Below are 16,313 nucleotides of genomic sequence, written 5' to 3'. Positions count from 1 at the left end.
ACGAAGAAATTGCAGTGTCTAATTGCTAGTTTCTAGGCGGCTTCCCGCCGTTCAGCAAGCCTTGCATTCTTTCAAGCGTCTTCTTTTCGCCGCAAAGAGAAAGGAATGCTTCTCTTTCCAAATCGAGTAAATATTGTTCGGTAACATTCTGCGCATAACTCAAATCTCCACCGTTGATCACATAAGCCAGTTTGTTGGCAATTTTAGCGTCGTGATCTGAAATATAATTGGCCAGTCGCATCTGCGCAATGCCCGCCATAAAGAGCGCAATCCCGGTTTTACCCTGGACTTTAATGTCATTTCGCTGCTTCGGCTGCGTATAACCGTTATCCGCCAGATCCATCGCTGCCTGTTTCGCCTCCACAATAAGTCTTGAACGATTCAATACGATCTGATCTTTATCCTGTAAATAATTCATCTCACGCGCTTCCTGTGCCGAGGTCGACACTTTCGCTTGCGCAATGTTCATGAATGCAGTTTGAAGAATGTTCAATTCCGTATCGCCTGCGTGATACATATCCGAGCATCGAAGCGCCATTTCCTTCGTTCCGCCACCTGCGGGAATGATCCCGACGCCAAACTCAACTAGGCCGATGTAAGTTTCCGCATGTGCCACAACTTTGTCGGCATGTAAATTCAGCTCACAGCCACCGCCTAATGCCAGCGAATGTGGTGCGGTTACCACTGGAATCGCAGAATAACGTGCCCGCATCATGGTCTGCTGGAACTGTGCAATCACCATATTGATCTCATCGAATTCCTGCTCGATGGCAAACATAAACAGCATAGCCAGGTTCGCACCGGCGGAAAACGCCTCGGATGATTCGTTGCCGATCACCAATCCACGAAAGTCCTTTTCTGCCAAACTAATGCCTTTATTAATCCCTTCGATCACCTCAGAACCCATCGTGTTCATTTTTGACTTGAATTCCAGATTCAGGATTCCGTCGCCAATGTCATACAGATTCGCCCCGGCGTTTTTCCAGACAATGTTGTTTGAAAGATTGCTCAGAAGAATAAAGCTCTCCTGTCCAGGGATTTTTTTATAGGTTTTTGAAACAATATCATAGTAAGAACGCTTACCATTTTCAACCTTATAAAAAGATTCGTTTCCGGCTGCGATCATTTCGTAAACCCATTCCGCAGGTTTCATATCCAGGCTTTCCATGATCGAAAGCATGTTTTTCACACCAATGGCATCCCAGGTTTCAAATGGCCCATATTGCCAGCCAAATCCTGCGGCAATGGCCTGATCGATCCGGAAAATTTCATCCGAGATCTCTGGAATCCGCAAGGATGCGTATCGGAAAATGTCAGCGAAGGTCTTTCTGTAAAATTCACCAGCCTTGTCCCTGCCGCCAACCAGCACGCCAAAACGTTTGGAAACGTCGCTAATGGCCTTGGTTCCTTCCAATGTTTCAAACTTAACTTTTTCAGAAGGCTTATATTCTAATGTATTGAAATCCAGTGCGAGAATGACAGATTTGCCTTTTTCATCCTTTATTTTTTTATAAAAACCCTGTCCCGTTTTATCGCCTAACCATTTATTATCATACAATTTCTGCATGACCTCGGGCACCACAAATGCGTCCCTCGATTCATCTTTCCCCTCTCCGGAAGCATACAAATTGTTCGCGACATGAACGGTTGTATCCAGGCCTACAACGTCCGAAAGACGATATGTCCCTGACTTGGGCCGTCCTACAACAGGCCCGGTAAGCTTATCCACTTCATCCACGCTCAAACCGATTTCAGCAGCGACGCGGATGGTTTGGATTAATGCATAAATTCCCAGCCTGTTAGCAATGAAACCAGGCGTATCTTTTGCTAAAACTGTGGTTTTGCCCAGAAAAAGATCTCCGTAATGCATCAGGAAATCAACAATTTCCTGATCGGTTTCTGAGGTTGGGATTATTTCCAGTAATCGTAAATATCTGGGTGGATTAAAAAAGTGCGTTCCGCAGAAATGCTTACGGAAATCCTCGCTCCGGCCTTCCGCCATCAAATGGATCGGGATTCCGGAAGTGTTGGAAGTTACGAGCGTTCCCGGCTTGCGCAATGCATCCACTTTTTCGAAAATGCTTTTCTTAATATCAAGCCGTTCCACAACGACTTCCATCACCCAATCGTAATTTTTTATATCGGCCAGGTTATCATCAAAGTTTCCTGTTTTAATGCGTGAAGCAAAAGCCGGGCTGTAAAGTGGCGCCGGCGACGATTTTATGGCCTGCTGCAAGGCATCATTCACGATCCGGTTACGGAATGCCGGGTGTTCGCTGGTCATTCCTTTGGCCTTTTCAGCGTCATTAAGCTCCTTAGGGATGATGTCAAGCAACAACACTTCCACACCAATATTGGCAAAGTGGCAAGCAATGCGCGATCCCATAATGCCCGAGCCCAAAACGGCTACTTTACGAATTGAACGATTCATTATTTAAAGGTTTGGTTTAAAGCTCTTCTTCTATTTCGCCGGCTTTGAGTTTTTGATTCTCCTCTTCTACCAGTTTGTTGATATCTTTAATTACATCGAAAAAAACGACCAGCTTATCCAGCGGAATCTTGTCCCTGATCATCGTATTGAACGAAATAACGCCTTCCCGCGCCAGTTCCCGTTTTTCTTTTCCTAAATCAGTCAGCACAATCCGCACAAACCGCTTGTCCTGCTCGCTGACCTCGCGCTTGATGAGTCCGCGTTCTTCCAGGTTTTTGAGCATCCGCACGAGGCTTCGGGGTTCCATGCCGAGCAACGGGGCTATTTTTGTTGCCGGCGTTCCGTTTTCAATGTCAATGTTGAGCAAAACATAGCCTACGGCCATAGTTGTATCAAAACGTGCGGCATAAGCATTGTACATTCTGGAAATCGAATGCCATGCCCATTTTATCTGGAAATCAATTGTTTTTTCCTTACGCATCCTTAAAAATTCTGAGTAGTGTCAGGAGTGCCCCTTCTCACAAATGTAAGAAATCAGCCCACTATTATGCAAGCATACTAATTTTAGTTTAAATAAAAAACGCATCGCCCGGAGCCGGACAATGCGTTCTTCAAAACCCTGTTAAAATCTATTTTTCAGCAATCAGCTTATCCATTAAGCCATTGAAATCGGTTACAAATTCATCGAAATAAGCGCCTGTTCCCTGGCCTGAAAAACCTGTATGGATCTCCCGAACCTTCCCTTTTCTGTCTATAAAAATGGTGGTGGGGTAAGACATTACCTTATTCAACATGGGCAATGCTTTTGCAGTCGCTTCGTCGGTGTTGGTTCCGGCCAAGAGGATCGGGTAATCGATTCCCATGCGCTCGATCATGCGTTTGATCTTTGGATTCGAAACTTTCGGATCGTCCGATCTTTCGAAAGACAAGCCGATAACTTCCACACCGCGCTCTTTATTCTTTTTGTACCAGGGCGCTATGAAATTGGTTTCGTCCATACAATTCGGGCACCACGAGCCCATGATCTGAATGATCACAACTTTGTCTTTAAATCTTGGATCTTTTAGAGAAACCGGCTTGCCGTCTGAATCAGGGAATTTAAAATCAACCGTTTCGAAACCCGGCTTTAAGTAAGTAAGACTTGCCGCATCGGGCAGTTTCGCTTTATCATTAGGCTTAGCAGTAAAGCTCCGCAAGCTCTTAATGCCAGACCACATCGAACCTTTCAGCGTGCCGTCGCTTTGAATAGCCGCTTTGAAAAGCTTGGCATTGGAGCCATCAAATGTGGATAAAAACAAACTATCGCCGTGCACATTGCCCGTAAGAAAGCGATAATCGCCCGTTGTGGTCAATATAGAGCCTTTTACATCCGTTCCACTTTGTGAAAAAGTCCCTACCGACTGCGTCGTGTCACCCGTAGCCTCCGTAATGAATGTTGCGTCCCACTTCCCGGCAATGGTTTTAGTGCTTTTTGCTTCGCCGGGTTTGAAAAACTTATAATCCTTGCCAAACTCTGCTTCAAAAGGGATCGAGCCGGCCACTTTGCCTTTTGCATACCGGTAGTAAGTCCCTTTCAGCTTTTCTCCTTCCGCTTTTGCGATGATTTTCATGTCAAAAAGCTCCATCGGGATCACAAGCGAATCGTTCTGGAAGAACGCGGTGTCCATTTTGAGCCTTTCCGTGTCATTGATTACAACAACGGAATAAGTTTTCCCATCCGGGTTTTTGGATACATCCATAATAAACGGGATCCGGTTTGCCTCCCGGCTCAGCGTTGCGCGCCAGGTGCCGGTTTTCAGGTCGGTTTGCGCAGAAGAATTGCAACTTATCAATGCAAATAAAATCAGAACAGTAGCAATCTGATTGAATAGTCTCATATACAGGGGATTGTTATTAAATTAACCAAATGCTGCCGAAATTAAATCCTTTGCTGACAGCGATTCGTACGCTTGAAAATTGCTAAGTTTGTAACTGCCTCCTGGCAAGAATAAGTTCCTATTACGTTGCTTTTAACAAATGGATTTACAAAGTACATATCACGAGCCTGTCATGTTGTCCGAATGCCTGGAAGGGCTTAACATTCAACCGGAAGGTGTTTACGTGGATGTGACTTTTGGCGGCGGCGGCCATTCCCGCGCCATTCTGGAAAAATTAACAACGGGCAGGCTGCTCGTTTTCGATCAGGATCCTGATGCTGCTGCCAATGCTGCCGAATTTAAGGACGACAAGCGATTTACATTCATAGCGGCGAATTTCAGGCATTTGAAGCGTTACCTGAAACTGCATAAGGCCGAAAAAGTGGACGGAATCCTGGCCGATCTGGGCGTTTCTTCACACCAGATCAATACGCCTGAACGCGGTTTTTCCACAAGGTTTGATGCCGACCTGGATATGCGTATGAACCCGAACATTGAAAAAACAGCGCGGGAAGTGATCAATTCCAGGTCGAGCGCGGAATTGCAGCGGATTCTGGGCATGTATGGGGAGGTTACCAACGCCCGTACAGCCGCCGAAGCGATATTTACATCAAGACACAGCACGCCAATTGACACGATTGCGGAATTGAAAGGGATTTTACTCAAATATGCCCCTAAGCATCGTGAAAACAAGTATTTCGCTCAGGTGTTCCAGGCATTAAGGATTGAAGTGAACGATGAGCTGGCGGTTTTGGAAGAGTTTCTGACGCAGGTTCCGGAAGTGCTTAACCCGGGCGGACGACTGGTCGTCATGTCTTACCATTCGCTGGAAGATCGTTTGGTCAAAAATTTCATTTTAAAAGGAAAATTTGACGGAGAATTAGAAAAGGACTTCTACGGAAATGCGATTAGGCCCCTCAGCAGCGTTACCAGAAAGCCGGTGGAAGCAACTCCCGAGGAAGTTGCGCGAAATCCGCGGGCAAGGAGCGCAAAGCTCAGGATCGCAGAAAAAATATAATTTGTTTAAAATCCCCACTTGAGAGATGTCGGAAAATAAAAGAAGACCTAAGCCCATTCCGCCTAAGCCTCCAAAACCAGCGAAGCGCAAGCGGGAATATCATTTATTCAACTGGCTGAACAAGTTTTTACCGCTGGACAAAGTTTTCGGTGAAAAAGCGCCAGGTAAGGAAGAGCGGCTTCCGGTTAAATATTTCTACTATTTCGGCTGGATCGTCATCCTGCTCGTGGCTTACGAACGCATTGGTTTTCAATCGGAACAATATGTGCGGAATAGCATTAAGCTTAAAAAAGAAGTGGATGATCTCCGCGCTGAGTACACGTCCATTCATGCCGAATACATGAAGAGCGGATTGCAGTCTGTGATCATTGAAAAAGTAAAATCCGAAGGTCTCGAAGAAAACCTTACCCCTCCCAAAAAAATCATTATCAAGTCGGAAGAAGACGATTAGTCGATGCTGACAAATAAAAAATACTCAATCTTTATAAGCTTAATTTTCTTCTGAAAAGTAATGAAGAACGACGTTGAAAGCGGTCAGAATAATAAGAAAGCGCTGATTGCCCGTGCCAGAACTGTGGGGTGGCTTTTGTTTTTACTGGCCATAGCGGTTTTTGGTAAACTGATCCGTGTGCAGTATTATGACGAATTCAAAGGCAAGACCTGGGCAGAATATTCGGCAAAAAACGACCTGAAGATCGACACCATTCCGGCCATGCGCGGAAACATTTATTCTGTGGATGACCGCCTGCTGGCCACATCGCTGCCTTACTACTATGTGGGTTTGGATACGAAAGTGGCTGATTCGGCATATTTCAGGAATAACATTGATGAGCTGTCGTCTCTACTCGCCAAAAGTTTTGGAGAACATACTGCCGCTGGTTATAAAAACAAGATCATGCGTTACCGCGTGAGTAAAAGCAAGCGCTATTTAAGGCTTAAATCTCGTCAGATCAGCCATTTGGATCGGGAGAAAATCAAGAAATGGCCATTCTTTGTAAAAAACAGAAAAGGCGGCGGAGGCAAGTTTGAAACGATTTACAGACGCTATAAGCCTTTCAGCCCCATGGCTGACCGGACCATTGGCGGGATCGATCCCAAAAGCGGACGTGGATACATTGGCCTCGAAGCCAGTTTTGACAAAAACCTGGAAGGAAAAGCGGGTATAGGATGGGTTGAAATGGTGGAAGGCGGCATGAAAATTCCTGTAGGCGATGCATTGAATGTGCAGCCGGAAGCTGGAAGAGACATTTATACCACGCTGGATATGAATTTTCAGGACCGGGCAGAAATTGCTTTGCGCAGAAAACTCATTGAAAGTAAAGCCAATTACGGCTGCGTGATCATTATGGAGGTGGCAACAGGCGAGATCCGCGCGATGGCCAATCTCACCAAACGCGGCGAAGGCAAATACGAAGAGGTTTTCAATTACGCCGTCGCGGGTGGCGCCGATCCTGGCTCAACATTCAAGCTGCCGACGATGATGGCGCTTTTGGAAGAAACAAAAATGAACCCCGACCAGATTACGGTGAATACAGGCGCAGGCTCGGTTCGCTTCCGCGGGACTTCTATCAATGATTCCAAAAGGGGCGGTCACGGTGTTTTAACGGCAACGCAGGTTTTTGAAAAGTCGTCCAACATTGGCGTGCATATGCTTATGCAGCGCTATTTTTTCTCAAAACCGGATACTTACCTGTCCTATTTGAAGAAATTCCACCTGACAACGCCGACTGGAATCCATATGAAGGGCGAAAAGCCGCCTTACATCAAAGACCGCACATCAAAGCAATGGAGCGCTTATTCCCTGACATTCATGTCTTACGGCTACGAAATGTCCATGACTCCGTTGCAAACGCTGGCGCTTTATAATGCTGTTGCGAACGATGGTTACTGGGTCAGGCCAATGATCGTGCGCGAGATCAGGAATGCGGAAGGTGTGGAAGATAAAATTCCACCGTATGTAGAAGACAAGCCGATCGCTTCGCCTGAAACGATCAAAAAAGTAAAGACAATGCTGGAAGGCGTCGTAAAAGCAGGCTCTGCCAAAAATATCAGTTCGGAACTTTACCAGATCGCCGGAAAAACGGGAACGGCACAGAAGCTGATCAACGGCATTTATACTCCCGGAAAATATTACACGTCATTTGCAGGCTATTTCCCTGCCGATAAGCCCAAATACAGCGCTATTGTGATCATTGATACGCCTCAGGGCTCAGGAGCCAACTATACATTGTACGCAGGAAGCGTTGCTGCGCCGGTTTTCAAAGAAGTTGCCGACCGGATTTACGCCTACGATGTTAGCATTCAAAAACCGATCAAAGACACATTGCCTGAAACGTCGAAAGACGTGAAATGGGCGGGAAGATCAGCAGATCTGAACATTATCAGCAAAGAACTCAAACTGACACCCGTTCCGGAAGGCAGCGAATATGCCGCTGCATCGCTTCTGAAAAAGGGAAAAACCAATTGGCAGTCACGCAATATGAGTTCAAGGGATGTGCCTGATTTACAGGGTATGGCCATGCGTGATGCGTTGTATATTTTGGAAAATAAAGGATTCAATGTCACATTTAAAGGTTCGGGCAAAGTGGTGGAGCAATCCCTGCCACCCGGAACCAGCGCTGCCGGCAACAAAACGATCCTATTAACATTACAGTAATTCCTTCATGGAGAGCACCCCAGAAAAAATTTTAAGCGATATCCTGATCGGCGTGGCCGGCGCAAATGTTACCGGCTCTGATATAGTAATAATTAAAAGCATCATTCTGGATTCCCGAAGGGTTATGCCCGGAAGCCTGTTCGTAGCGCTCAGGGGAACGCAAACGGATGGCCATCAGTACATTGGGACTGCAACGGAGCTTGGAGCGACTGCTATTCTTTGTGAAGAACTTCCTGAAAAAATCAGTGACAATGTTACTTACATTCAGGTTCCGGATTCGGCGGAAGCGATGGGGCTTATTGCCGCTGCATTTTATAACCATCCTTCTCAAAAGATCACATTAGTAGGCGTAACCGGCACAAATGGTAAAACATCTGTCGCTACATTTCTCTTCCAGCTTTTCCGTGCACTCGGCTATCGCTGCGGCCTGATTTCGACGGTCCAGAACCAGATAGAGGATGAAGTTATCCCATCTACACACACGACCCCCGATGCTGTTGCGCTGAACCATTTGCTTGCTCAAATGCAGAGAAACAAATGCAGCCACGTTTTTATGGAGGTAAGCTCTCATGCTGTTGCACAACACAGAATTACCGGTTTGCACTTCGCAGGAGGCATTTTCACCAACATTACCCACGATCACCTCGATTTCCACAAGACATTCGATAATTATATCAAAGCCAAAAAAGGATTCTTCGACCAGCTTCCTAAAACTGCCTTTGCGCTCGTGAATGTCGACGATCGCCGCGGCGCGGTTATGGTCCAGAACACAAAAGCCAAAGTCGAAACATATTCTTTACAGACGCTTGCCAGTTTTAAAGGAAAAATTATTTCTGATACGCTGGCGGGCATGCATATGGAGGTTAATAATCAGGAAGTTTGGTTCCGGGTTATTGGCCGGTTTAATGCTTATAACTTGCTTTCCGTTTATGGAGCAGCGGTTCTTTTGGGTGAAAAACCAGAGTCGGTGCTGACCGAACTTTCGAACCTGAAAAGCCCTCCCGGACGTTTTGAGCAATTCCATTCTGCGGATAACATTGTGGGGATCGTCGATTATGCGCATACGCCGGATGCTTTGGAAAATGTGCTGGAAACCATCAATCATTTGCGGAGCGGCAATGAGAAAGTGATCACGGTTGTAGGCTGTGGCGGGAACCGGGATGCAGAAAAAAGGCCTAAAATGGCTGCTATTGCTTGTAAACTGAGCAACCGGGTCATTTTGACATCGGATAATCCGCGCTATGAAGAGCCTATGGATATTCTGGAACAGATGAGAAAGGGAGTTCCGCCACTGGACTACAAAAAAACATCGGTTATTGAGGATCGTTACGAGGCAATTAACAGGGCTTTTGAAGAGGCGAATCCGGAAGACATTATTTTAATTGCCGGGAAAGGCCATGAAAATTATCAGGAAATCAAGGGTGTTAAGCATCATTTTGATGATAAGGAAGTTTTGCTGGAAGCTTTTGCCAAACGTTATTCCTGATATTGGCACCAAAAATCACAATTGCCTTTTTGCGTAGTCTTTGAAAAGAACCAACTTTGCAAAGTCATCCCCAATACATTATTCATGCTCTATTACTTATTCGATTATCTCGACAAGCACTTCAATATCCCGGGAGCGGGTGTTTTCCAATATATTTCATTCAGGGCGCTGGGAGCCACGGTTCTATCCCTTTTCATCGCCGCCACTTACGGAAAGACCATTATTAACTTCCTGAGAAAGAAGCAAATGGGCGAGACGATCCGGGATTTGGGATTAGCCGGGCAGATGGAAAAAGCAGGAACGCCGACCATGGGCGGGTTCATTATTTTGGCTTCACTGCTCATTCCCGTGCTGCTGTTCGCAAAACTGACTAACGTCTACATTGTCCTGCTCATTATTACTGCGCTCTGGACAGGAATGATCGGGTTTGTGGATGATTATTTGAAAAAATTCAAAAACAACAAAGACGGCTTGCATGGGCGGTTCAAGATTGTAGGGCAGGTTGGTTTGGGCGTCATTGTAGGCCTTACGCTCTCTTTTAATGATAATGTAAGGATCAGGATTTACGAACAACCATTGCTAAGCTCCAATTTGGGCGAAATCCAGCGTTATCGGGACATTATTCACCCGACAGTAACGACAATCCCATTTATCAAGAACAACGAATTTGACTATAAAGCCCTACTATTCGGCTGGTTACCAGAAGAATACACCTGGGTTATTTACACAATCATCGCTATTTTCATCATCACCGCCGTTTCCAACGGAGCCAACATTACCGACGGAATCGATGGTCTAGCCGCAGGTGTTTCGGGGATCATTGCGCTTACGCTGGGCGTTCTGGCCTATTTATCCGGAAATACGAAATTCTCACAATATCTGAACATCATGTATATCCCGAATTCGGGGGAGCTGGTGATTTTTTGCGCCGCATTTATAGGTGCCTGCGTCGGGTTTCTCTGGTATAATGCTTATCCTGCCCAAGTTTTCATGGGCGACACGGGAAGTTTAATGTTGGGAGGAGTGATTGCTGTTATCGCATTAGCCATCCGCAAAGAATGGCTTATCCCTTTCATGTGCGGAATTTTCATCGCCGAAAACCTGTCCGTAATCGTCCAAGTCAGTTATTTCAAGTGGACCAAACGAAAATACGGCGAAGGCCGAAGGGTGCTATTAATGTCTCCTTTGCACCACCATTACCAGAAAAAAGGCATCCACGAATCGAAAATTGTAACCCGGTTCTGGATAGTTGGGATTATTCTGGCGATTTTGACGCTGGCGACTTTGAAGTTAAGGTAAGTTATTGATGCCCTGTCAGCCTTGGCGGCGGGGCCGGGGGGGGGGCCGCGGGCGCGCCACCAGGTTTTCGCGCCCCTTCTCTGTCACACTGAGCGGAGTCGAAGTGCAGGTACATCGTGCAAGCACTTCGACTCCGCTCAGTGTGACAGGGTATGTAACGCTCAGTGTGACAGGGTATGTAAAGCTCAGTGTGACAGGGTATGTAAAGCTCAGTGTGACAATGTAGGTTTACCGCCCTACTGCTTCGCTATAACGTCTCGGATCATAACCCTTTGCAAAGAGCGGATATTGGTCGAAGATCCTTCTTACAACGCTTCTGTAATGGTTATTGGAAGTTTCTACGCCTTTGAAAATTCCGGACGCGTAGCCTCTCCATACAACCTGGTCACTCTCGGCGTCGATCAGGGAAACGATAAGTGTTCCTTTATCCAATGCGTATTTAATCGGCTCATAACGGAAGCCGTCATTTTCTGTGTCGACCCAGTTTTTGATGACCGGTTGCATATAGCCCTGGTAACGCAGGTTGTCGTAGAAAATTCCGTAGTTAACAAGTAAGGTTGGTTTTTCAGCCGTTAGCTTGTAGCCGCGCACCTGCATCTGGCGACGGATGGCTTCGTAGATCTCTGTGCAGAGATTGTTGGTGTCGCGTTCACATTCCAGGAAAGTATAGGAAGAATAATCCTTGAAGTTGGTCTCGTAGCTGTAATCATGCTCCACAAAAACTTTCCGACCACTGGAACAGCCCGCTATAATGATGACTAGGAGTAAAGCGGCATAAGTAAAAATTGACCTTAGCATAAGCATTTAATTTGTCAGGTTTATGAAAATATGTATCAAGCATGTATTTATACAAATCCATCAAAACCAACAGCTTATGCCAGATATTTTTAAAAACTATCCCAAATAATAAGCTATTGATTTACGCATTTCAGAAGCAGAAACCACTATGTCAAACGCACATTGCCCTGCTCCTTTCAACAATGAAAACCGCACTTCTTTTCCTTTATTTTTCTTGTCCTGACGGGTCAGGTTTATGATCTCTTCGATATCCTCCTGCTTAATGTCCACTTTGCCATAAGTAGCAAAAAGGAACTCTTCAATATTTGTAAGCGTCTGCTGGTCAATCATTTTTCGGGAAAAGGAAAGATAACTTTCCATGATCATTCCTACTGCAATCGCTTCCCCGTGATACAACCTCTGGTTCGCAGGTTTATTTAGAAAATAAGTCTCTACGGCATGCCCGAGCGTGTGTCCGAAATTCAATATTTTTCGCAAACCCTTCTCCGTAGGATCCTGATCTACAACCGATTGCTTGATCTTTACAGAATGTGCGATCAGATCTGTCCAGTTTTGTTCTTCAAAATCCTTTGACCTGATCTCTTCCCATTTCGCTGCATCTGCAATCAGGCAATGCTTGATAATTTCTGCAAACCCGGACCTGATTTCCCGTTCCGGTAAGGTTTTCAAAAAAACAGGGTCTATCAATACTTTTCGAGGCAGCGTAAAAACACCTAAGTGATTTTTAAAACCTTGAAAATCAACACCTAATTTACCTCCAACACTTGCATCGACCTGCGAAAGCAAAGTCGTCGGCACCTGTATAAAATCTATTCCACGCTTGTAAACTGCCGCACAAAAACCGCCCATATCCCCAATCACTCCGCCGCCCACATTGATCACCAAAGCATGCCTGTCCAAAGCTTCTTTTGTCATCGCATCCCATATTTTTTCACAGGTCGACAACAATTTATTCGATTCTCCGCTGGGCACACTTACAATGCTATGCGCTGGTAAAACCGCCTTAAAATATGGGTAACAATGCTTTTTTGTATTGTTATCCGCAATTACAAAAACCTTGGAATACTCAGACGAACTCAAAAATTCACTTAAACTTTCACTAATTGGGGCAATGACTACGGAATCGTTCATTCTACTATTTTGTGAGACAGCGCTCGTAACACATACGACGAATGCACCATAATGGATGCGTTGATATCCAGGTTTTTAGAAATAATATTCTGGAAATCTCATTTAAAGATATGAATTATTATGTTTATCAAATATGCAATGAGGTTCTGTATCCCAAGAAAATTTTTCCACACTCCACATTTTCACCTCAATTGCGCTTACAGCTGCCTGGTTTGCGTTTTATTTTGTAAAATTGTCGTCCGCTTAACCCCGGAATTGAAATATTAAGCCTTTAACTAATTATAATTTTTAACGAATGAGTACTCCGCTGATTTCAGGGATTCAACAGGTAGGAATTGGTGTTCAGAATGTGCCAGACGCATGGAAATGGTATCGTAAGATGCTTGGTTTTGATGTGCCCGTGTTTGATGAAAAGGCCGAGGCGCCGCTGATGACGCCTTATACGGGCGGAGAAGTGCATCAAAGACATGCCGTTTTGGCTATTAACCTGGCTGGTGGAGGCGGACTGGAAATCTGGTCATTTACGAGCAGAAAGTCGCAGCCTGCGAATTTCAAGATTGAAATCGGAGATCTCGGCATCAATGCCATTCGTTTTAAGGCGCCCGATGTTAAAAAAGCACACGAATGGTTAAAAAGCCAATCCAAAGAGACTGTGGCCCCATTGGTTTCGCTGCCGGAAGGACAGGGATTCTGGGCCAATGACCCTTATGGAAATACATTTCAGATTACAAGCGACGAAACGTGGTTTCAAAAAACCGAAAAACCGGTTGGCGGCGTATCAGGCGTTGTTGTGGGCGTTTCTGACATGGATCAATCGCTTGTTTTTTATAAAAATTTACTACAACCGCTGGAAGTCGTTTATGATGAAACGGGTGTTTTTGAAGACATTCCAGCATCGGTTAAAGGACAGCGTTTCAGAAGGGTGTTATTAAGAAAAAAGTTTACGCCGCATGGTGCATTCAGCCGTTTGCTGGGTAACGTTCAGATCGAACTTGTGCAGGCGCTGGACCGTACGCCTAAGAAAATCTTCGAAAACCGGTTCTGGGGTGACTGCGGATTTATCCATTTGTGCTTTGATACAATTGACATGGATACATTAAAATCCAAACTGCAATCACAAGGTTATCCATTCACTATTGACAGCGAAAGATCATTCGGTATGGAATCGGCTGCGGGTCGCTTCGCCTACCTGGAAGATCCGGACGGCACATTGATCGAGCTGGTGGAAACGCATAAATTGCCCATTTTGAAGAAAATAGGCTGGTTCCTGGACATTCAGAAGAGAAAACATCAAAAGCCTTTACCCGATTGGATGCTGAAATTGATGGGTTTGAGCCGGGTGAAAGATTGACCCACAAGCCATAGACTTTCCAGGTTTATAAACTTGGAAAGTCTAGTATCTGGCTGCAAACCAGGCTAGTAAAGGCAGTATGAAGAACAATGCCAGCCCCACAGCCCAGCCAAAAATCAACCCGGCGATCAGCGACAGTAAAACAACGATCGTGGGATATAAATACATTAGCAAGCCAAACAGGACCGAGTCATAAAACACAGACCTGGCGGTTAGCTTGGCAGTTTTTCTTTCAAAAAAATGATACAAAGGGCGATGAATTGCACGCCCGAACCAGCCGATAACTTTCTGAATCGCATTACCACCAGGTGGAAGCGGACAATCGCCAAATAGTGCATTTAAACGCTGTGTACGTTCCGCTTTTGAAATGTCAGCAGGGATACTCCATACTTCGGCACTCATTTTCCGCTCTAAAATCTCATTGAATTCGCGTAACCATCTTTCGTATTCCTGCGGGTCCGTTTTGATATCATGAATCAAAATAGCCTCTCCAAAGTGCAGTGAAACACGTTTTCCAGGCCCACGAAAGTGTTCGTAGTTAACGCCTGTTGGCACAACACCCATATTTTTAAGGGGAGCATCGCCATACCAAGTCTGATAAGCCATTCTCGCTGTGCCTTTTCCCAACGGACGCAAATTCCATTCGTTCACACAAACGCCCTCCGAAAAAATAATCACTGCTCCGCCGCCTTTCATGGCATCATAGCCTTCCTTGACGGTAATATCATGATTCTTGACATATTGACGACCTTCCGACCCTCTGAAAACCGGGATAAGCTTGATTTGCCGGAGCCAGAACGCTGCCGCTTTTTTCTTGAAAACATCGCCACGGGTAAGCGTGAAAATAGGCTGTGTCATGATTGAGCCAATTACGACAGCGTCAAAAAACGAGCCTGAATGATTGGAAGCTAGCAGCACTGGTCCTTTGTGCAGCTTCTCGAAGCCTTTTACACAGAGCTTTTTTAAATAAATCGGCAACGCTAGTCGAACCAGGAAACGGGAGAAGTAGAAGAACAAAATGTATATGGTAAAATTGACCTGCAAAATTATTCAAAGTTTCGATATATGCCTCGTGTCCGCTCCCCCGAAGTTGCTAACTTTGACATTGAATTGAGCTCTTAAAGAGCATAGCATCAACATTTTGCAATGCCCAAATAATAGAATAAATGCGTTTAAAAGATTATCCTGAAATTATCCGGAAGGCCTGGGCAGGGTTTGATAATTCGATTGGAGTTAAGTTTGTTGAAGATATAAGTGCCAAAGTGTCAACGAATCACGTCTTTCGTGTGACGCTTGATAACGACGATATTGTTGTTGCCAAACTGTCCTATTTTGGCAAATATGAGCATTTCAAAGAAGACCACAGGATCATTCAGGCGCTTGCCAATAATTTGCTCTACCCTTTTGAGAATGTGCTTGCCAGGTCGCTGGTAAAAAACAACCAGGTTTATACTTATCGCTATCAGGAAGATTTTGTAGATACATGGGTCGTTTTTTATAATCCGATCCGGGCGATGAACCGGCTGCCGAAACGACTTAATGATGAACAAATCAAGAAGTTAGGAAACGAGACAGCAAAATTTCATCTTGCTTGCCTGCGGGCGGGAAAATCCATTCCAAAATCTTCCAAGAACCTGCGCACGGACATTCAGCATTTGCTGGAAATTCTGGACACAGACACCGGGCAGTATGAGCATCGCGGCTATATTCAGCTGTTACGAAAGCAATGCGATATTTTCATGAAAAATATCCAACGCCTGAATGTCAGCTCGTTTGATAAAATGCCCGTTTTTGTCGATTGGAACATTGGCAATTTTTCGGTAACCGATGATTTGAAGCTCTATTCGAGATGGGATTACGACTGGTTCCGCGTTTCGTCCAGAATCATGGACTTTTACTTTTTCGCGAGGGTCTGTTCCAATGTAGGCGACCGGACGGTTTTTAGCTATCTGCTGGGGCCATTGATGGAGGACCGTTTTATGATTTTTTTGAAAGAATACCATCAGGTTTACCCACTGACGGTGAATGAAGTACGGTTTATGAAAGAAGCCTACCGGTTTTTCATTCTGAATTATGTGATTAAATATGGTAAATATTTCTTTCACAGGTCCTATTGCACGAAATTACAAAAGGAAGCATACGAACTTTATTTCCCTTCCATCGAAGGTTTTGACGAAGACAAGATCCTGAGAGCGCTTAATTTATAACCCGATTTTCCGCTCGCATT

General features: G+C 45.2%; 13 protein-coding genes. 7 read left to right on the top strand and 6 right to left on the bottom strand.

Annotated features, from left to right (window positions below; translation table 11 throughout):
- Positions 1 to 25: 25 nt before the first annotated feature.
- From L0660_RS19600 to L0660_RS19590, 3 genes are all read right to left on the bottom strand, one after another.
- The gene (locus tag L0660_RS19600; protein ID WP_235160985.1) at positions 26 to 2,431 is read right to left on the bottom strand and encodes a 3-hydroxyacyl-CoA dehydrogenase/enoyl-CoA hydratase family protein; all 2,406 of its coding nucleotides are present in this window, start codon (positions 2,429 to 2,431) and stop codon (positions 26 to 28) included.
- A gap of 16 nt (positions 2,432 to 2,447) precedes the next feature.
- Positions 2,448 to 2,912: a MarR family winged helix-turn-helix transcriptional regulator gene (locus L0660_RS19595; protein ID WP_026631983.1), complete on the bottom strand. Its 465-nt coding sequence runs from the start codon at positions 2,910 to 2,912 to the stop codon at positions 2,448 to 2,450.
- Between the two features lie 148 nt (positions 2,913 to 3,060).
- A complete protein-coding gene (locus tag L0660_RS19590; RefSeq protein ID WP_235160984.1) occupies positions 3,061 to 4,308 on the bottom strand; it encodes a peroxiredoxin in 1,248 nt (415 codons plus the stop codon).
- A 139-nt stretch (positions 4,309 to 4,447) separates the two neighbouring features.
- Here L0660_RS19590 and rsmH point away from each other — a divergent pair, with 139 nt between their 5' ends.
- The 5 genes from rsmH (at position 4,448) to mraY (ending at position 10,806) form a co-directional block, all read left to right on the top strand.
- The gene (rsmH, locus tag L0660_RS19585) at positions 4,448 to 5,365 is read left to right on the top strand and encodes a 16S rRNA (cytosine(1402)-N(4))-methyltransferase RsmH (protein WP_235160982.1); all 918 of its coding nucleotides are present in this window, start codon (positions 4,448 to 4,450) and stop codon (positions 5,363 to 5,365) included.
- Between the two features lie 25 nt (positions 5,366 to 5,390).
- Complete coding sequence (locus L0660_RS19580) at positions 5,391 to 5,816, top strand: FtsL-like putative cell division protein (protein WP_026631980.1); 426 nt, start codon at positions 5,391 to 5,393, stop codon at positions 5,814 to 5,816.
- Positions 5,817 to 5,876: 60 nt separating this feature from the next.
- Positions 5,877 to 8,021 carry a penicillin-binding protein gene (locus tag L0660_RS19575; RefSeq protein WP_233799117.1) on the top strand — a complete coding sequence of 715 codons (2,145 nt, stop codon included), beginning with the start codon at positions 5,877 to 5,879 and terminating at the stop codon, positions 8,019 to 8,021.
- Between the two features lie 7 nt (positions 8,022 to 8,028).
- Positions 8,029 to 9,507: a UDP-N-acetylmuramoyl-L-alanyl-D-glutamate--2,6-diaminopimelate ligase gene (locus L0660_RS19570; RefSeq protein WP_235160981.1), complete on the top strand. Its 1,479-nt coding sequence runs from the start codon at positions 8,029 to 8,031 to the stop codon at positions 9,505 to 9,507.
- Between the two features lie 84 nt (positions 9,508 to 9,591).
- Positions 9,592 to 10,806, top strand: coding sequence for a phospho-N-acetylmuramoyl-pentapeptide-transferase (gene mraY, locus L0660_RS19565; RefSeq protein ID WP_026631977.1), 1,215 nt, complete (start codon positions 9,592 to 9,594; stop codon positions 10,804 to 10,806).
- 228 nt (positions 10,807 to 11,034) lie between these two features.
- Here the strand turns inward: mraY and L0660_RS19560 are convergent, their stop codons facing one another.
- Together L0660_RS19560 and aroB are read right to left on the bottom strand one after the other, a co-directional pair.
- On the bottom strand, positions 11,035 to 11,610 hold the full coding sequence (locus L0660_RS19560) for a DUF4136 domain-containing protein (protein ID WP_026631976.1): 576 nt from the start codon (positions 11,608 to 11,610) through the stop codon (positions 11,035 to 11,037).
- A gap of 90 nt (positions 11,611 to 11,700) precedes the next feature.
- Entirely contained in the window at positions 11,701 to 12,735 is a 1,035-nt protein-coding gene (aroB, locus tag L0660_RS19555; RefSeq protein ID WP_235160980.1) for a 3-dehydroquinate synthase, read from the bottom strand.
- 295 nt (positions 12,736 to 13,030) lie between these two features.
- Here aroB and L0660_RS19550 point away from each other — a divergent pair, with 295 nt between their 5' ends.
- Positions 13,031 to 14,086 (top strand): VOC family protein, encoded by a 1,056-nt coding sequence (locus tag L0660_RS19550; protein WP_233799120.1) that lies wholly within the window; start codon positions 13,031 to 13,033, stop codon positions 14,084 to 14,086.
- Positions 14,087 to 14,128: 42 nt separating this feature from the next.
- Here the strand turns inward: L0660_RS19550 and L0660_RS19545 are convergent, their stop codons facing one another.
- Positions 14,129 to 15,064: a 1-acyl-sn-glycerol-3-phosphate acyltransferase gene (locus L0660_RS19545; protein ID WP_235161139.1), complete on the bottom strand. Its 936-nt coding sequence runs from the start codon at positions 15,062 to 15,064 to the stop codon at positions 14,129 to 14,131.
- 188 nt (positions 15,065 to 15,252) lie between these two features.
- On the opposite strand from L0660_RS19545, the gene L0660_RS19540 reads away from it, so the two are divergent.
- Positions 15,253 to 16,293, top strand: a complete 1,041-nt coding sequence (locus L0660_RS19540; protein WP_233799122.1) for a hypothetical protein — start codon at positions 15,253 to 15,255, stop codon at positions 16,291 to 16,293.
- Positions 16,294 to 16,313: the final 20 nt, after the last annotated feature.

This window comes from Dyadobacter sp. CY351 (genome assembly GCF_021502625.1).
In the GTDB taxonomy this organism is placed as follows: domain Bacteria; phylum Bacteroidota; class Bacteroidia; order Cytophagales; family Spirosomataceae; genus Dyadobacter; species Dyadobacter chenhuakuii.
The sequence above is the reverse complement of the archived record's forward strand: the minus strand, read 5'-3'. Positions and strand labels throughout refer to the sequence as shown.